The sequence below is a fragment of the Pseudomonas sp. genome, from assembly GCF_035554175.1.
GTDB lineage: Bacteria > Pseudomonadota > Gammaproteobacteria > Pseudomonadales > Pseudomonadaceae > Aquipseudomonas.
In genome coordinates, this window is record NZ_DATMIV010000006.1 from 26,566 (window position 1) to 43,737 (window position 17,172).

The window sequence follows — 17,172 nt, forward strand, 5'->3', positions numbered from 1 at the left end:
AAAATTCATCTGCTCAGCGACTGCGGATCTTTTCGACAATCGCCGTCGTCGAGCTGTTTTCGACCAGTCCCAACACTTTTACGGTGCCGCCATAAGCGGTCACGATATCGGCGCCGACCACTTGATCGATGCCGTAATCGCCGCCTTTGACCAGCACATCCGGCCTGACTTCGCGCAGCAGGTTCTCCGGGGTGCTTTCAGGGAAGCTGATGACCCAGTCCACCGCGCCCAGACCTGCCAGCACCGCCATGCGTCGGTCGACGCTATTGATCGGGCGGCCGGGGCCTTTCAGGCGACTGACCGAGGCATCGTCATTGACTGCGACAATCAGGCGATCGCCCTGAGCCCGCGCCTGCTCCAGATAGGTCACGTGGCCGGCATGAAGGATGTCGAAGCAGCCGTTGGTGAAAACGATTCTTTCGTTGTGAGCACGGGCATCGGCAACGGCGAGCACCAGTTGCTCAAGCCCCAGCACACCGCGCTCGGAGCCCTCTTCGCGCTGAATGGCGCGACGCAATTCCGGAGCGCTGATGGCGGCCGTACCGAGCTTGCCGACCACAATGCCGGCGGCCAGATTGGCCAGGGCCACGGCATGCGGCAGGTCTTCGCCCGCCGCAATGGCAGCGGCCAGGGTCGAAATCACCGTGTCCCCGGCACCTGTCACATCGAATACTTCGCGGGCGCGGGCCGGCAAGTGCAACGCGGGTTGATCAGGACGCAACAGGGTCATGCCGTGCTCGCCACGGGTCACCAGCAGAGCGCCGAGATCGAGCTCGTGCATCAGCGTCGCGCCCTTGCTGACGAGTTCGTGCTCGTCGACGCAACCACCGACGATGGCTTCGAATTCATTGAGGTTCGGAGTGATCAGGCTGGCGCCACGATAGATGGAAAAGTCCTTGCCCTTCGGATCGGCCAGCACCGGGATGTTTTTCGCCCGTGCCGCCTGAATCAGCGCCTGATGGTTTTTCAGCGCACCTTTGCCGTAGTCGGAAAGAACCAGCACCTTGATGCCTTCGAGCAGATCATCGACCTGCGAGCCGAGGGCCAGCGCATCGGTGGCGAACGGTTCTTCAAAGTCGATACGCAGCAGTTGCTGGTGCCGGCTCATGACCCGCAGCTTGACGATGGTCGGTTGGTGCGCAATACGCTGAAACAATGCGCGTACGCCAGCGCCCTTGAGACTGTTGCTCAGGCTGTCGGCGGCTTCGTCATCGCCGGTCACACCGACCAGCGACGCCGGCGCACCCAGCGCGGCAATGTTCAAGGCAACGTTCGCGGCACCGCCCGGGCGATCTTCGATCTGCTCGACCTTGACCACCGGCACCGGCGCCTCAGGGGAAATCCGTGAGGTTCCGCCATGCCAGTAACGGTCGAGCATGACATCGCCGACTACCAAGACAGGGGCTTGATCGAAACGCGGCATGGACAACTTCATGGAGCAACCCACATACAAAATGAACAGGGGCGCGATATTAACACAGGGTAAAGCGTCGTCCGCCTCAATCTGAAAGGTCGCGCACCCAGAACAGTTCATGACGCCGCACAGCCTTGCGGAAAAACTCGTTACTGCCGGTCACCGGCCAGCGACGCCCAGTGAGAATCCGCTGAATGTCACGCCGCAACTGGCGCTTGAACCCGAGCGAGCCCTGCAAATCATGCTCCATGGCCAGCGCCATGACTTTGTCCAGTTGCGTGTCCGGCGACAGCAGAGGGCTCCACAAGCGGTCGCCCGGCAACGGCTCGATCGCCGGAGGCAGGGCGATACCGGCACCAGCCGGGCCCATGGGCCAGCGGTCATTGTCATGCAGGTGATTGGCATACATCAGCAAGGTCGCCGGCTTCCACGAACTGGCCTCGATGGCTTGCAGCACGGCACGGGTGGCCGCGACGTGATCGCTGTGCGGGTCCAGTTCGGGATGGGGAGTGACGACCACCTCGGGGCGAAAGTGCTCCAGCAGTCCCTGCATATCGCCGACGAGGTTGATCCAGGTCGGAGCACCGTCGACATCGCCCGGCAAGCTCAGCGGATTGTGCTGGCGCACACTGCGCACATCGTTTTCGCCCGACTCCCGCGAGCCGAATGCCTTGTCCGGTTCCTCGGCCATCGCCGGCAACTGCAGGCAGTAATAGCCCAACTGCACGCACCGCTCAGCCGGCACCCCGCCCCACAGCGGAATACACAGGCTGTCCCAACTGCGCAGACGACCTTTCAAGCGCGCGGCCTGAGCCTTGTCCAGGCCCAGACGCTGGAAGTTTTCGGCTTCGATTTCACCCTGGGTCAGAGTGACGATGCTTGCCTCTTTGGCGCGACGGTAGAGGCCAAACGCGGCCAGCTCCGCATCATCGGCGTGGGGCGCGATGACCATGATCCGTTGCCGCGCGTAATCGGGATTGCTCATCACCCATAGCGTACCGGTGGCACCGAGTGTGCAATGGCGCCCGCGCAGGGTCAGCGCATTTTCGCCAAGCGCTGTGGCCTGCCCGGACAGATTGAGAAAGCGCCGCCCGTTGACGCCCCGCTCGAAGTCCTGGCGATCGTCCCCCGGCTCGACATAAGGATCCAGCCAGCGTCCCAGCCAGGTGGCCTTGACCTCGAGCTCCAGCAGCAACGTTTCCCCCGGAGCCAGCGGCTCACTCAGGTGCACCACGCCGGCATCCAGTTTCACGGCCTGGCGCGAGGTATCGGAGGGAAAGCGGTACTGATAGTCGTCCGTGGCGCGATAGAACAGGTGGTCGGCAAACCACGCTTCGTGCGCCACCCACGCCAGCACCAGCAAGATCGGCACCAGCCACCAGCCGAGCCAGAAACCGGCCGCCACCAGCGCGATCACAAACGCGATCAGGAACAACCTTTTACTGCGCCGATGCGCCTTGAGCAGCTGTTGCTTGCGAGCAGTCATGGATTCAGACCTTGTAGACGGGCACCGTGTGGCACCAGCGATCCTTGTATTCACGATCGGCTCGGCCGAACGAATAGCGCAATGTCTTGCCCAGTGCCTGAGCATCCGCCCAGGCCTGCTGGGTGTTGACGAAACTCAATACACTGCCGGGGCTGAACTCTCGGCTCTGTGGATCGACGCCGCCGTTGACGTATTCCAGCGAAACCCACTGCGGCGCTTCGACACGGTAGAGAATCTGGATCGCCACCGGTGCCGACTCAAGCATCACCACCGAGCCGGTCATGAACTCGCGCAGCAGGGTGAAGACTTCGACCAGCCCGGCCTTGCCAGGCACTTCGAAACCCCAGCGACGCTGAAACAGATCGCCGTAAGCGGCAGCCTGCTCCTGCGGCGTCAGATCGGACATCGGCAGCAGCGAACCGCCAGCCTCCTCCAGCAGGCGCTGTTCGCGGCGCTGGTTGTAGCGGAACTTCTTCGAGTAATCCTCCGGCAACCGCGCCAGCGCCAGCCCTTCGGGCTGGGACTTGAGAGTGCTGATCTGCCCGGCATTGAGCTGCGAGACATAAGCCATGCGCTGACGCACCGGAACCAGCACATCCGGGGCAATCGGCAGAATCAGTTCGGCGTTACCCATATCGAGCAACCCGCGTTTGCCTTCGCGCTTAAGCACTTCTTTGGAGAGGGCGGCGTGCCTGCCCCAACAAGCAACAGCCGCGACGACTTCGCCATCAACGACCCAGCCCAGGTAGTGCAGCTTGATGCCGACAAAGATCGACAGCCGCGCTACCACTTCGGGATGAGTCGCAAAACTGCCCCCGAAGCGCTGCCAGGCCTGGGCATAAGTTGCCTGATCGATCTCGCTCCAGCCGCGTTCACGCCAGACGCGAAACGCCGTCAGCATAGGTCGGTCGCATGGGTCGGTTGTGGCTCGTCACCCTCTTCGAACTCTTTGGCATGCAGTCGCGAGTAGTAGCCATTCTGCGCCAGCAGCTGAGCATGGGTACCACGCTCGACAATTTTGCCCTCGTCCATGACCAGGATCAGGTCGGCTTTCTCGATGGTGCTCAAACGGTGGGCGATCACCAGTGTCGTACGGTTCTGTACGACATGATCCAGCGCCGCCTGAATATGCCGTTCCGATTCGGTATCGAGGGCCGATGTGGCCTCATCGAGAATCAGCAGCGGCGCATCCTTGAGCAACGCTCGGGCAATGGCAATGCGCTGACGCTGCCCGCCGGACAAGAGCACGCCATTCTCCCCGACCAGGGTTTCATAACCCTGGGGCATCTTGATGATGAACTCATCGGCATAGGCTTCGGTGGCCGCGCGCTTGACTTCATCGAACGGTGCACCTGCCAGATCGCCATAGGCGATATTGTTGGTCACCGTGTCGTTGAACAGCGTGACCTGTTGGGTCACCAGGGCAATCTGCCGACGCAGGCTGCGCAGGGTCAGATCCTGCACCTGCACATCATCGAGCAAAATCTGCCCGTGCTCCTGTTCATGCTGGTAGAAGCGCGGAATCAGCCCGGCCAGGGTGGATTTGCCACTGCCCGACCGACCAACCAGCGCCACCATTTGCCCTGGTTCGACGACGAAACTGATGTTATCGAGGACCTTTTTCTCGCTGTTGGGATAACTGAAGCTGAGGTTGCGCACCTCCAGGCGACCTTGCAGACGGTCACGTTCGACTGTACCGCGATCGACTTCCGCCGGCTCGTCCAGCTGTTCGAAAATGCTCTCGGCACCTGCCACGCCCTTCTGGATCGTCGAGCTGACTTCGGAGAGCTGGCGAATCGGTTTGGGCAGCAGACCCGCCATGGTGATGTAGGCCACCAGATCACCGGGCGACGCGTCACCGCGAAGGTACAGAACCAGAAACATCACCACCGCCATGGCGCTGTAGGTGACCAATTGCAGCATCGGTGTGTACACCGCGCCGGTCTTGGTCATGGTCAGCTGTTTGTCGGTGTTGCTCTGACTGGCATCGCGGAAGCGGACTTTTTCATAGGTCTCGCCACCAAAACTGCGCACCACGCGGTAGCCATGAATGGTCTCGGACGCCACATGAGTGACATTGCCCATCGAAACCTGAATCTTCTTGCTCTGCTTGCGGAATTTCTTGCTGGTGCTGTTCACCATCAGGCCGATGACCGGAAGAATCGCGACCATGACCAGGGTGAGCTTCCAGTTCATCCACAAAAGTGTGCAGAACAAAAAGATCACTGTCATGCCTTCACGGATCACCACCTTGATCGCATCGGTGGCGGCGCCGGTGACCATGGTCACGTTGAAGGTAATGCGGGAAATCAGGTGACCGGAGTTGTTCTTGTCAAAATAGCTGTTGGGCAGATCAAGCAGCTTGTTGAACAGGACCACCCGCAGGTCATGCACCAGACCCAGGGAAACCCGCGCCAGGAAGTAGTTGCCCAGATAGGAACCGACGCCTTGCCACACGGCAATCAACACGATCAATAAAGGTACGCTTTCGAGCAACTGCAACTTGCCCAGGTAAGGATTGCCCGGGAACAGACTGGCCTCCGGATTGGCCAGGCCGTCGACGAAATATTTAAGGATGTAGGCGAGCATCGGCTGGGTCGATGCGAAGATCAGGAAGCCGACGATACTCAGGATGAACAGGCCGGCGTAGGGACGCACGTAAGCCAAAAGGCGGAAATAGATCGCCAGCGTTGACTGGGCTTTCGGTTCAGGACTGCTCATGGGAATCCGCGTAAATCAGTGAGGCGGCGATGATATCACAGGCCCTTTTGCGCCGATCAACATCACCGGGAGCCAGCCTTTGGCCAAGTCGGTTAAGATAGCCGGCTCACGATGGGGAGTCAGGCATGCAATCGATTGATCACAGCACTTACGAGGCACTGCGCAAAGGTGCTCAGGTACTCGAAGCCGACGGCTCCGGTGACAAAGTGCTCAGGTTGCCCGATGGTCGCATGCTCAAACTGTTTCGCCGTAAACGCCTGTTGAGTTCGGCGCTGTTCTTTCCCTACGCCCAACGCTTCGCCAATAACACCAGGGCATTGCAGCAGCGCGGCATTCTCTGCCCGAACGTCATTGCGGTTTATCGTATTCCGAGCATTCAGCGTGACGGCGTGTATTACGCACCGCTGGCGGGGGAAACCGTGCGGCAATTGCAGGGTACTCCCGAGGAAACCGACACGTTGCGCAGCCAATTGGGAGCATTCATCGCGCTACTGCATGAAAAAGGCGTGTATTTCCGGTCGCTGCACTTCGGCAACGTGGTGCAAACCCCGGAAAAACAACTTGGCCTGATCGACATTGCCGACCTGCGCTGCCAGCGGCGTCCCTTGAGCGATAGCAAGCGACTGCGCAACTTCGCCCATTTGCTCCGTTACAAGGAAGACCGGCGGTGGTTGCTGGGCAACGATGCCGGCGAGACTTTCATTGAGGGTTACCGTCAGGCCCTGCCACGCAACCGGCAAGCGTCGTTCATCGAACGACTGCGCCCGCTACTGGGCTGACCGCTACCGGCCGATGACCAGAATCGTCGCGCCCTTGCGATTGGCGAAGCGCTCGATGATGCGCATCTTGTGCGCCACCAGCCATTCGCCGAGCCACGGCTCATCGCCTTTGCCTTCGATCAGGAAATACCGGTAATCACCGGCATGCTCTGGCGACATCGCCTGCTCACGGGTCAGTGCCGGCAGGACGTATCCCCGCCCCGCGTAATAACTGATGCGACCGTCTTCAAACCAGGCGCTGGCGTCAGGTTCGACGTGCGAGGACATCCAGCGTCCGGCCGCCACGTAATGGGTCTTGCCGGCACCGGTGGAGATCACGTTGGACAGCATCACCAGCAGCGCCGCCGCCACCAGCACCTTGGTCCAGCGCGGAAACTGCCGGGCAAGTGCTGCAAGTCCCATCACCAGTACCGGCACAAACAGCAGATTGAGGAAACTCAGGTACCGGGCGTTCATGAATTGCTGCTTGATGAAGAACAGCATCAGCACCACCAGATACAACAGCGCAGCCCAGGCGAACGGCCGATAGTCACGCCAGTAAATGCCCAACACCCCCCAGTTTCGGCGCAGCACGAAGGGGGCAGCGAAGGGACCCATCAGCTTGACGAACGTGATCATCATCGTCGCCAGCAGACCGAAGAACACAATGCGCCCGGCTTCATCCTGCGAATATTTGTTGATCAGAGAGTTGCCAAACTGTTCGGACAACATCTGAAACGAGGCGTACACGCTATGCGGCGCAATCATGTCCAGATAGAGCATGAAGCGCGCCGACATGAATACACCGAACATCAATGCAACCAACAGCCCCAGCACCGGCAACAGGCCAAGCTGCAACAACCGTATACGCTGGCCAGAGCGCCACAGGCCAGGCAATTGCCATAACCCCAGCGCCGGCCATAACAGCAATGCTTCAAGCCGGAACAATGCAGCGGCGACAATCGCCAGATGGATCAGACCGGCCCTGAGCCAGCCGCCCAGCGCTTGCCAACGCAGTGCCTGCCACAATGTCAGCGTGCAGAAAAACCAGAAGCCGCATTCGCGAATGATGTCGTTGCGAAAGGCATTGACTGCCGGCATCGCCAGCACCACCAGGCACGCCCAGCCGGCAAGCTCGGGGGAACGCCGGCGAACGCAATCCACCATCAGGGCGCTGGTGCCGGCGAAAAACAGGCCGCACCAGAGATAGGCGCTGAACTCCAGCGGCAAGTGCAGAAAACGATGGGTGAGCGCCACAAGAATGGAGAACCACGGCCAGTCGAAATGCACCCAGGCAACACCAGGTCCATGCTCGACAACCTGTTGCGCGATATCGATGTATAACGCTGCGTCGCGGCCGACGGTCGCTGTACCCCACACGGCAATCAGCGACAGCAGAACGCTTGCCCAGAACGCTACACTGACCGGTCGTTCATTGATTATCCGGGCGAACTTGTCCGTCCAATTACCTACCGTACCTTTCACTCTGCCCCCTCAACATCTCGCGCCACAGGTACGCAAAAACAAAACCGATTTTTACCGGAACAGCAGACGCAGGGCTTTACGCATATACGACCAGCGCCCCAGAATTCGCCGGTCGGCACGCAGCGCTTGTACATAGAATTTTTTTGCCAGCGCGTATTCGCCATGGGAGTAGCAATCTCGAAACAGCGACAGGCAACGCTGCGCGAGATAGGCCTGGCGCAAGTCATGAAACTCTTGCGGCATTCGCGCAGTGGAAAACACCTCGCTGACCACCTGCTCGGTACCCGCCGCCAGGCTTTGGCGCAGATCATGGCGCATGCTGTCGGCGTGCTTGTAGATGAGCGCCAGCGGTTGCTGGATCACCGTGCAGGGAAACCGCGCGAGGATCTGTGCGAACACTGGAAGATCTTCGACGTTGCGCAGATGCTCGGGATAGTTGCCCGGTGCAAACACCTCGCGATGCATCGCGCAGGCACCGTTGGAGATCGACACCGTCTTGTCCAGCAGATAGCCCCTGACCCGCTCCCGCACCGTTGCCGGTAGAGGCTTCACAGCCTGCAGGCTGCGCTTGCCGCTTGAGAAAATCGACCAGTGAGCACCGATGATCATTCGGCTGTGAGGATGACTGGCGATGTGTTTCGACAACGCCGCCAGCGCACCTGGAGCCATCTCGTCATCCGCGTCGAGAAAGATCAGAAAGTGCCCGGTCGTTTCCTCGATTCCGCGGTTGCGCACTGATGACAGTCCGCCATTGCTTTGGCGTATCGCCCGGAAATGCCCGGCATGGCGGTCCTGCAGCGCCTGGACAACCTCAGGCGTCGAGTCAGTGGATCCGTCATCGATAACCAACAGATCTGCGTTCGCCTCGTGCAACTGCGCCAACACAGACTCTACAGCCCGTGGCAGTGACTTGGCGTAGTTGTACGCAGGGATCACGACGCTGATCAGTGTTTCAGTCAAGACTGTTTCCTTGCACGCCTTCTTTGACGACAAGAATATCTTCCATGATCAGATATTGCAGGTCAGAACCGAAAAACATGTTCAGTGCGTCGGTCGGTGAACAGATCATCGGCTCGCCACGACGGTTGAGCGAAGTGTTCAGCGAAACACCATTACCGGTCAGGTTTTCCAGCGCCTTCATCATGTCGTAGTAGCGCGGATTGTATTCGCGCTTGAGCACCTGGGCCCGGGAAGTGCCGTCTTCATGGACGACTTCCGGCACGCGGGTTTTCCATTCTTCGGCCACTTCGAACGTGAAGGTCATGAACGGTGCCGGGTGGTCGATCTTGATCATCTGTGGCGCGACAGTGTCGAGCATCGACGGGCAGAAAGGCCTCCAGCGCTCGCGGAACTTGATCTGATGGTTGATGCGGTCAGCGACACCGGGCACGCTCGGGCATCCGATGATCGAACGGCCGCCCAGAGCGCGCGGACCGAATTCCATGCGGCCCTGGAACCAGGCCACCGGGTTGCCTTCCACCATGATTCTGGCGATCTGCTCAGGCATATTGTCGAGCTTGCGCCAGGTCGGTTTGTTCTCATGACGGGCGCAGGCGGCAATCACGTCTTCGTTGCTGTATGACGGGCCGAGGTAGACGTGTTCCATCTTCTCGACCGGCACGCCACGGGCGTGCGATACGTAAGCGGCAGCGCCGACTGCAGTGCCGGCATCGCCGGACGCTGGTTGCACGAACAACTCCTTGATGTCGTCGCGGGCGATGATTTTCTGGTTCAGCTTGACGTTCAACGCACAGCCACCGGCGAACGCCAGTTTGCCGGTCTCCTTGAGCACATCGCCCAGGTAATGGTCGATCATCTGCAACGCCAGCTTCTCGAACAGCGCTTGCATGCTTGCGGCGTAGTGGATGTACGGCTCGTCGGCGATATCGCCCTCACGCTTCGGCCCCAGCCATTCGATCAGCTTCGGCGAGAAGTAAAAACCTTTGCCCTTCTCTTTATATCGACGCAGGCCGATCACGTTGGCGTAGTCGGTATTGATCACCAACTCGCCATTCTCGAACGAGGCCAGACGCGAGAAATCATATTTGCTGGCGTCGCCGTACGGCGCCATGCCCATGACCTTGAACTCACCGTCGAGCATTTCGAAGCCGAGGAATTCGGTGATCGCGCCGTACAGGCCACCAAGGGAATCCGGGTCGAAGAATTCCTTGATCTTGTGGATCTTGCCGTTTTCGCCGTAGCCGAAGAACGTCGTGGCGTACTCGCCTTTGCCGTCGATGCCGAGGATCGCGGTTTTTTCTTTGAAACCCGAGCAGTGATAGGCACTGGATGCGTGCGCCAGGTGATGTTCGACCGGCTCGATCTTGATTTTCTTTGGATCGAAGCCCAGTTGCTCGAGGCACCAGACGATCTTGTTGCGATAGCGCTTGTAGCGACGGTTGCCCATCAGGATCGCATCGAGGGCGCGGTCCGGGGCGTACCAATAGCGCTTGGCGTAATGCCAGCGGGCTTTGCCGAACAAACTGATCGGCGCGAATGGAATCGCCACCACATCAACGTCGGACGGTTTGATACCGGCCTGCTCAAGGCAGAATTTCGCCGATTCGTAGGGCATGCGGTTCTTTGCATGTTTATCGCGTACGAAGCGCTCTTCTTCAGCCGCCGCGACCAGCTTGCCGTCGATGTACAAGGCTGCGGAAGGATCATGGCTAAGGGCGCCGGACAGGCCAAGAATCGTCAATGCCACAGGGGTCTAGCCTCTTTAGTCTGCATGCAGGCGCGACGCGCCTTGAAAATTGATGTGCCCTCGCGCAGGGCGAGTGACAGCTAAAGGGCGGGATTATAGCGTAAACATGAAGGGAATTACCCTGTGCGAATTGGCACTACCGGGATTGGTCCGATTCAACGGGCACTAAAGCCTCAGTAGCCGTCCCTGCGCCAGTAAATACTCATATTACCGTCGCCAGCCTGGCGATAGATCGTGTAAGGCAGCAAAACCGTGTCGAACGCAGCGGACAACGGCAGATCAAACAATACGAAGGACACCGCGCCAGCAGGATTGGGCGGTGCGTTCAACATGCAGAAATCAAAGGCCAGGCCACTGTAGATACGCGGGATGGATTGGCAGTAAGTCTTCTGTTTGCGCAGGTTCCGAGCGACATCTGCGTCGTGCTGGAACACCGTTGAAACACTGCCACAGCCTGATAGAACCGAGAACAAAACGCCTAGCGTCATCATCTTTTTCATGCCCAAGACTCATCATCCGAAATCGTCGGGCAAAGTAGCATCGAGGCTGAACAGCAGACAGTTCATGGCTTCCGAAGAAGCTGTAGGACAATTCGATGGTATGTGTCCGTAGCCGCCAGCAGGCTCGCCTTCACAGCAGGCCGAGCTATTGTGCGAGCCAGCCTGCTGGCGAAAAGACTCAACCAGCGTCGGAGGTATCCTTGGGCAACCGCTGGTCAATGACTCGATACAACGCGCTGGTTTCAGGCCAGTTACGCATGAACCGCGCCCGATCACGGGCATAAGCCGGGGCGAAACTGCCGATAGAGCCGTGCTGGCACATCGAATCAAGATCGATCAACGCCCAGCGATCGTTCTGCCAGAACAGGTTGTGGCCCTTGAGGTCTCCATGGCTGATGCGCTCGGCAATCAATCGGGCAAACAGTCGATCCAGCGCCTGCAACTCGACTTCCGGCGCCTGGCCATTATCCACGTAGGGCGCGAAGTGCTCGATGATGTCTGGCCCCGGCAGGAATTCGGTGACCAGATACGCGCTACGGCGCAGCCACAAAAAACGCTTTTCCAGCACTGCCAACGGCTTTGGCGTGGCGATATCGAGGAAGGCCAGACGATTGCCTTCGCGCCACGAGTGCCAGGCCCGGCTCGGGCGCCAGAAACGCTTGAGCCAATGGGCAAAGCCCTTGATGTTGTAGCGCTTGATCACCAGCGTGCGCCCGCCCGCTTGAACCTTGCCGACACTCGCAGCGCCGCCGGTCTTGTACAGATGCCCCTGATCGAGCAGGGCGTCGGCCTGCTCAAGCACCGCCAGCATGGCTGTTTCCTCTTCGCGGCGAATGGCCCGCAGGCCAAATGCACCACGCCGGACGGCGAACAACGTACAGTCGCGGCCGATCTTGAGCAGATAATCCTTCAGCCGCCAGCTGCGCACCTTGTCGATCTGCTTCTGCAACGCCTCCAGCGGCAATGCGTGCTCGCTGTTGCTCAACAGGTAATACACCAGCAACTCTTCGGTGAACGGCTCGAGCGATTTGGGCAACTGAGCGAAAAACACGCCGAGGTTTTCCAGCACCTTTTGCCGCGACAACGGCTGGCCCGCCGTCTCGGCGCGAACCCCGGCGCCATCGATCAGATACAGCTGAGCGCTGTGGCGCAGTAAATTGTCCAGGTGCAAGTCTTCCTGCCAGAGGCCTTTGCCGTGCAGGCGGCCGATGGCATCCAGGGCTTCGGCCAACACGGCGCTTTGCTCATCGGCCAGCACCGGCAACGCCTCCACCTTCGCCCAGGCATCAGCGAGGCTTTGAGCGCCCTCGAGAAACTCGAAGAGCAGCCAGCCACCCTCACCCTCCTTCAGACCATCGACCAGCAACAGCGGCGTGGTCATGCCCTGGGCCGCCAGCAAGCGCACGCCTTCGAGTTCACGCTGGAAATGCCGGGCTGCCTTGCTGCCGACCAACAATTTGGCCAGAACCGGTCGACCGCGCCAGACGCCGGCGCCAACGTAGCGCTGCCCCGGCAAGACCCGCAGCAGACTCAACAACTGCAGATCCGCCGTACCGGCCGCATCCGCCAGGGTCACCGTCAGCGGTAATGAGGGTCCGCGCCCCGCCCGGGCCAGCTCGGACAATTGCATCAGCGGGTCTCCTTGTGGCTGCGCCGCGCCGTCAACCGGCCCAGCCAGCTGTCGAGCAGAGCACTGTCAGTCGGCTGATCGAGGTAAGCCGCGAGCAGTTGGCGCAAGTCGGCCTCGCTCCACTGCGGTGCGCGGCGTTGCAACGGTTCCAGATCCTTGACCCGATCGCGCATGCCGAACAGCAATGGCCGGGTTTTCTCCAGATCGATCAACTGCGCCTCATAGCCATCGCCGGTGGCGCGCAGGAAAATATGCTTGGGATAGAAACAGCCATGCACCTGCCGCGCGCCGTGCAGGCGCTGCGCCAACAGTCCGCAAGCCTTGAGGATGGCCGAATGCTGCGCGGCACTGAGCTGCGCCCAGCGGGCCAGCAACGACTCCAGATCGCTCCAGCCGTCCAGCGCGCGCGTGAGCAGAAGGGCACGCACCTCGCCATCGACCTTGCGCTCACCGAAAAACGCCGCTTGCAACGCCGGAATGCCAAGCTTGCGATAACGACTGATGTTGCGAAATTCGCGAGCGAAGCTTGGCTCGCCAAACGGCGCGTGCAAGGTGCGGGTCAGGTAGTTGCTCTGGCGCTTGAGGTAATACCCCTGACCTTCGAGATCCAGGCGGAACACGCTGCTCCAGCCACCACGGACGGTGTTGGGCTCATCCACAGCCTCAAGCTGCCTGGCCCACAGCGCGTCGAAAGTGCCAAGACCGTGCCGCTCCAGCAGCGCGCGGTCTTCTTCGGCGAGAAAATCAGTCATTCACGTCCCTCAAAAAATCTCACCACGTGCCGAATCCGTTTCTTGTCGGCGACATCGAGCCGATCGCACTGGCGATATTGCTTGTAAAAGCGCAGGCGCTGCGTGTTGGACAGGTGATATTTGGCCAGCTTGTCGAGACAGGCGAGATCCTTGGTGATCCGGTACTTGAGCCAGAAACCGCGCCAGAACTCACCGTTGGGGCAATCGATGAGAAATATGCGCGCCTGATCATCGATCAACAGGTTGCGCCATTTCAAGTCGTTATGGGTAAAGCGGTGATCATGCATTGTCCGGGTATAACCGGCCAGTTGCCGGCTGACACCGTCGACCCAGGCACGATCCCTTAGCTTGGGATCCTTGCGCTCGGCCAGCGCCGAAAGGTCCTCAGTGTTGGGCAACTCGCGGGTGATCATTGCGCCCCGGTCGTAAGCCGCGCCACGTCGCTCCAGGCCCCAGGCCACCACCTCGGCGGTAGGGATGCCCCACTTGGCGAAGCGCTTGAGGTTCTGCCATTCCATCTTCACCCGCGGCTTGCCGAGATAGCGGCGCAGGCCTTTGCCGGCACCGACGTAGCGCTTGACGTAGTAATTGACCCCATCGCGCTGCACGCGAATGACCTCCGACAGCGGATCGCGGGTCAGGCGCTCACCCTGTAACGCAAAGACGGCTTCGAGGCTGCCGAAATCTGCGGCGAGGTCGCTGTACTGCGGCTCCAGTGTCCAGCCCGCCATCAGAGCGCGTCCCCGTAACGCTGTTTGCGTTCGTAGAGTTTGTCGGCCTTGCCTTGCAGCCAGTTCAGCAGCGGCGCTTCTTCGGCAAGAATCTGCCGCAACGGTTGCTGGAAATAGCCTTTGAGGAAGCGCAGTTTGTCGCGGCGGGTCAGGCCGATGTCCAGCGCGGAGAAGTACAGCGCTGCCAGATCCTTGTTGCGCCAGCGCCGCGTGATCGCCGGGCGGGTCTGGGCACGGTGCAGATCGATCACCGACAGCTTGAAATCCTGCGGCGTGACCGGTTTGTCGGTGTGCAGCAGAAAGTGGCAGATGTAGCAGTCGCGATGATTGACCCCGGCGCGGTGCATCATGCCGGTCATCCGCGCGACTTCAGTGATCAGCGCGCGCTTGAGCTTTGGCTCGGGCGGCTGCCTGACCCAGTCGATGCTGAAGTCTTCGAGGCTGATGGTCGGCGCCAGTTCTTCGGTGACGATGAACGAATGCTGATCCGCCGGATTGCTGCCCTTCTCGCCATAGGCCACGGCAGTCATGGTCGGCACACCGACTTCCTGAAGGCGCTGAATAGCCTTCCACTCCTGCCCGGCACCGAGCACCGGCAGCTTGGCGGTCAGCAGGTTCTTGAAGATCTCGCCCCAGCCGATGCCACGGTGGATCTTGACGAAAAAACCATTGCCATCGACTTCCGTGCGCAGGGTCCGGCGCGCTTCCAGTTCGCGGTATACCTCGCCCTGCAAGCCTTCGACTGCGACGAACGGATCGCGTCCGGCCCACAGGGTCTTGAACGGTTCAGCCAGCATCAACTTCATTAAGCGTGCTCCGCCAGAATCACATCCGCCGCGTGCTGCGGCATGCTATAGAGGTCGGCCGTCTCGGCGAAGGCCAGGCCGTTACGGCTCCAGGCCGCCCGTGCAGCGTCGTCGCTCAACATTTCGGTCAAGTACTGCGTCAGTTGCGTCTGCTCGAAAGGCTCGTCCAGCACTCGCCCGGCATCGGCCTCGGCGATGTAATGGGCGTAACCGCAGACCGCACTGACCAGCACCGGCAACCCGGCCACCAGCGCTTCAAGCAGCACGGTACCGGTGTTTTCGTTGTAGGCCGGGTGAATCAACAGGTCGGCGCCGAGCAGGAACCGCGGGATATCGCTGCGCCCTTTGAGAAAGGTCACATTGTCGCCCAGGCCCAGCTTCGCACTCTGCATCTGGAACAATTTGGGGTCATCCTGGCCGATTACAAACAGCCGCGTGCGTTTGCGCAATTCGGCGGGCAGTGCGGCCAGCGCTTTGAGACTGCGATCGACACCTTTGGTCTTGAACCCGGAGCCGATCTGCACCAGCAGCAGTTCGTCATCCTTGAGATTGAATTCGGCGCGGAACCCGGCGCGGATTTCATCAGCATCCGCTGGACGCCGACGATCCTGGGCGATGCCCGGTGGCAGCAGGTGGAAGCGCTCGAGCGGCGTGTCGTAATGCTTGATGAACAGCGGCTGCTGCACTTCGGAAATCATCAGTACTTCGGTCTTCGCATCCTTGGCGAACACCGCGCGCTCGTACTCGGCGAAGTGACGATAGCGCCCCCAACGCCGGTACAGCGAATTGCGCAGGTTCTGCGCCTTGTCTTCGAAGCAGCCGTCGGCGGCGTAATAGACGTCCAGCCCCGGCATCTTGTTGAAACCGATCAGACGATCGACCGGGCGCCTGGCCAGATCCGCTGCCATCCAGGCGCTGAGCTTTTCATTGCGCCGGTGATTGAACAAGGCCTTGACCGGCGCCACCAGCACTTCGAAACCCGGCGGCACGTCGCCTTCCCAGATCAGCGTGTAGACGCGAATCTGGTGGCCGCGCTTCTGGCATTCAAGGGCGATGCGCATGAAGTCGCGCTGCAAGCCACCAAACGGAAAATATTTGTACAGAACGAATGCCAATTGCATCAGCGCAGCTCCTCAGCCATTAACAACGTGCTCAGTCGGCTGGCAACACGCTCGGGGTTCAGACGCGTGAAGCACAAAGGCTGCTCGCGTTTCAGGTCAAACTGACGGGCATCCTGCGCAGTCGGTTGATAGGTGCATTTCTTCTGCAGGCACGGCGCGCACGGGAAGTCGCTGGCCAGATGAATCTGCAATTTGCCGTAGGCGCCAGTCAGTCCCGGGTTGGTCGGGCCGAACAGCGAGATGGTCGGCACATCCAGCGCAGCGGCCAGATGGCCGAGCCCGGTGTCTACCGCCACGCAGGCTTGCGCGCCGGCAAGCACCTTGCCGACGCCGGCCAGATTCAGCTTCGGCAGCACTTCGGCATGTTTGAAGCCGGCGGCGATACGTTCGGCGCGGGCCTTTTCCTGCGGGTTGCCCCACGGCAGCTTGACGCCGACACCGAGGTAGCCGACCCGCTCGGTCAGTTCGCGCCAATAGATTTCCGGCCAGTGCTTGGTGTCCCAAGTGGTGCCGTGAAGGAATACCACGAAGGCATTTTTGCGCGGCAACTCGACCAGGCGCTCGACGTTGAGGCCGTAATCGCCAAGGCCTTTGGGCAAATCGTACCCGAGGGCAATGGCAAACAACTGACGCACCCGTTCGACGGCGTGCTGCCCCCGGGCCACGGCGAGTTTGCGGTTGTAGAAGCGCGCAGAGATCGGCTCGCGGGCCGAGGTTTTATCGAGGCCGGCCACTGGGGCTTTGACGTAGAGGGTCAGCCAGGCGCTTTTCAGCAGGCCTTGAGCGTCGATCACCAGATCGTATTTATTGGCGCGCACGCTTTGCTTGAAGCGTTTCCACTCGCCACTGGTGAGGGTTTTCCACAGATTCTTGCGCCAGCGGCGGATCGCCACCGGAATCACTTTGTCGACCGCCGGGTGCCAGGTCGGAATCTCGGCGAAGCCCTCTTCCACCACCCAGTCGAACTTGATGCCCGGAATCGCGCGGGCGGCGTCGGTCAACGCTGGCAACGCGTGAATCACGTCGCCCAGCGATGAAGTCTTGATCAGCAATACCCGCAA

Annotated in this window: 15 protein-coding genes; 1 reads left to right on the plus strand and 14 read right to left on the minus strand. The window is 60.4% G+C overall.

Annotated elements, in window-relative coordinates:
- Positions 1-13: 13 nt before the first annotated feature.
- The 4 genes from hldE to msbA all read right to left on the minus strand — a co-directional run bounded on the left by hldE (position 14) and on the right by msbA (position 5,621).
- Complete coding sequence (gene hldE / locus VNV36_RS02205; RefSeq protein ID WP_325715809.1) at positions 14-1,435, minus strand: bifunctional D-glycero-beta-D-manno-heptose-7-phosphate kinase/D-glycero-beta-D-manno-heptose 1-phosphate adenylyltransferase HldE; 1,422 nt, start codon at positions 1,433-1,435, stop codon at positions 14-16.
- Between the two features lie 64 nt (positions 1,436-1,499).
- On the minus strand, positions 1,500-2,900 hold the full coding sequence (locus VNV36_RS02210) for a PIG-L deacetylase family protein (protein ID WP_325715811.1): 1,401 nt from the start codon (positions 2,898-2,900) through the stop codon (positions 1,500-1,502).
- Positions 2,901-2,904: 4 nt separating this feature from the next.
- Positions 2,905-3,801 carry a GNAT family N-acetyltransferase gene (locus VNV36_RS02215; RefSeq protein WP_325715813.1) on the minus strand — a complete coding sequence of 299 codons (897 nt, stop codon included), beginning with the start codon at positions 3,799-3,801 and terminating at the stop codon, positions 2,905-2,907.
- The gene (gene msbA, locus VNV36_RS02220; protein WP_325715815.1) at positions 3,795-5,621 is read right to left on the minus strand and encodes a lipid A export permease/ATP-binding protein MsbA; all 1,827 of its coding nucleotides are present in this window, start codon (positions 5,619-5,621) and stop codon (positions 3,795-3,797) included. The genes VNV36_RS02215 and msbA overlap by 7 nt, the downstream gene beginning before the upstream one ends.
- A 125-nt stretch (positions 5,622-5,746) precedes the next feature.
- Between msbA and VNV36_RS02225 the strand changes: the two genes are divergently transcribed.
- Positions 5,747-6,400 carry a BUD32 family EKC/KEOPS complex subunit gene (locus tag VNV36_RS02225; RefSeq protein WP_325715817.1) on the plus strand — a complete coding sequence of 218 codons (654 nt, stop codon included), beginning with the start codon at positions 5,747-5,749 and terminating at the stop codon, positions 6,398-6,400.
- Between the two features lie 3 nt (positions 6,401-6,403).
- Here the strand turns inward: VNV36_RS02225 and VNV36_RS02230 are convergent, their stop codons facing one another.
- From VNV36_RS02230 to waaC, 10 genes are all read right to left on the minus strand, one after another.
- Positions 6,404-7,864, minus strand: a complete 1,461-nt coding sequence (locus VNV36_RS02230) for a glycosyltransferase family protein (protein ID WP_325715819.1) — start codon at positions 7,862-7,864, stop codon at positions 6,404-6,406.
- A gap of 51 nt (positions 7,865-7,915) precedes the next feature.
- Positions 7,916-8,824, minus strand: a complete 909-nt coding sequence (locus tag VNV36_RS02235) for a glycosyltransferase family 2 protein (protein WP_325715821.1) — start codon at positions 8,822-8,824, stop codon at positions 7,916-7,918.
- Positions 8,817-10,571, minus strand: coding sequence for a carbamoyltransferase family protein (locus tag VNV36_RS02240; protein WP_325715823.1), 1,755 nt, complete (start codon positions 10,569-10,571; stop codon positions 8,817-8,819). The genes VNV36_RS02235 and VNV36_RS02240 overlap by 8 nt, the downstream gene beginning before the upstream one ends.
- Positions 10,572-10,744: 173 nt before the next feature.
- Positions 10,745-11,071 carry a YceK/YidQ family lipoprotein gene (locus VNV36_RS02245; RefSeq protein ID WP_325715826.1) on the minus strand — a complete coding sequence of 109 codons (327 nt, stop codon included), beginning with the start codon at positions 11,069-11,071 and terminating at the stop codon, positions 10,745-10,747.
- Positions 11,072-11,249: 178 nt separating this feature from the next.
- On the minus strand, positions 11,250-12,701 hold the full coding sequence (locus VNV36_RS02250) for a lipopolysaccharide kinase InaA family protein (RefSeq protein WP_325715828.1): 1,452 nt from the start codon (positions 12,699-12,701) through the stop codon (positions 11,250-11,252).
- The gene (locus VNV36_RS02255) at positions 12,701-13,453 is read right to left on the minus strand and encodes a lipopolysaccharide kinase InaA family protein (protein ID WP_325715830.1); all 753 of its coding nucleotides are present in this window, start codon (positions 13,451-13,453) and stop codon (positions 12,701-12,703) included. Before VNV36_RS02255 ends, VNV36_RS02250 begins: the two co-directional genes overlap by 1 nt.
- The gene (locus tag VNV36_RS02260; protein ID WP_325715832.1) at positions 13,450-14,184 is read right to left on the minus strand and encodes a lipopolysaccharide kinase InaA family protein; all 735 of its coding nucleotides are present in this window, start codon (positions 14,182-14,184) and stop codon (positions 13,450-13,452) included. The genes VNV36_RS02255 and VNV36_RS02260 overlap by 4 nt, the downstream gene beginning before the upstream one ends.
- On the minus strand, positions 14,184-14,990 hold the full coding sequence (rfaP, locus tag VNV36_RS02265) for a lipopolysaccharide core heptose(I) kinase RfaP (protein WP_325715834.1): 807 nt from the start codon (positions 14,988-14,990) through the stop codon (positions 14,184-14,186). The genes VNV36_RS02260 and rfaP overlap by 1 nt, the downstream gene beginning before the upstream one ends.
- Complete coding sequence (locus VNV36_RS02270) at positions 14,990-16,111, minus strand: glycosyltransferase family 4 protein (RefSeq protein ID WP_325715836.1); 1,122 nt, start codon at positions 16,109-16,111, stop codon at positions 14,990-14,992. The genes rfaP and VNV36_RS02270 overlap by 1 nt, the downstream gene beginning before the upstream one ends.
- Positions 16,111-17,172, minus strand: a complete 1,062-nt coding sequence (gene waaC, locus VNV36_RS02275; RefSeq protein WP_325715838.1) for a lipopolysaccharide heptosyltransferase I — start codon at positions 17,170-17,172, stop codon at positions 16,111-16,113. Before waaC ends, VNV36_RS02270 begins: the two co-directional genes overlap by 1 nt.

What these genes read in the sequence shown, in the direction of transcription:
- VNV36_RS02245 (WP_325715826.1), bottom strand. Translation starts at nt 11,071, where the DNA reads ATGAAAAAGATGATGACGCTAGGCGTTTTGTTCTCGGTTCTATCAGGC.
- VNV36_RS02260 (WP_325715832.1), bottom strand. Translation starts at nt 14,184, where the DNA reads ATGGCGGGCTGGACACTGGAGCCGCAGTACAGCGACCTCGCCGCAGAT.
- VNV36_RS02255 (WP_325715830.1), bottom strand. Translation starts at nt 13,453, where the DNA reads ATGACTGATTTTCTCGCCGAAGAAGACCGCGCGCTGCTGGAGCGGCAC.
- VNV36_RS02250 (WP_325715828.1), bottom strand. Translation starts at nt 12,701, where the DNA reads ATGCAATTGTCCGAGCTGGCCCGGGCGGGGCGCGGACCCTCATTACCG.
- hldE (WP_325715809.1), bottom strand. Translation starts at nt 1,435, where the DNA reads ATGAAGTTGTCCATGCCGCGTTTCGATCAAGCCCCTGTCTTGGTAGTC.
- VNV36_RS02225 (WP_325715817.1), top strand. Translation starts at nt 5,747, where the DNA reads ATGCAATCGATTGATCACAGCACTTACGAGGCACTGCGCAAAGGTGCT.
- VNV36_RS02215 (WP_325715813.1), bottom strand. Translation starts at nt 3,801, where the DNA reads ATGCTGACGGCGTTTCGCGTCTGGCGTGAACGCGGCTGGAGCGAGATC.
- VNV36_RS02210 (WP_325715811.1), bottom strand. Translation starts at nt 2,900, where the DNA reads ATGACTGCTCGCAAGCAACAGCTGCTCAAGGCGCATCGGCGCAGTAAA.
- rfaP (WP_325715834.1), bottom strand. Translation starts at nt 14,990, where the DNA reads ATGAAGTTGATGCTGGCTGAACCGTTCAAGACCCTGTGGGCCGGACGC.
- msbA (WP_325715815.1), bottom strand. Translation starts at nt 5,621, where the DNA reads ATGAGCAGTCCTGAACCGAAAGCCCAGTCAACGCTGGCGATCTATTTC.
- VNV36_RS02270 (WP_325715836.1), bottom strand. Translation starts at nt 16,111, where the DNA reads ATGCAATTGGCATTCGTTCTGTACAAATATTTTCCGTTTGGTGGCTTG.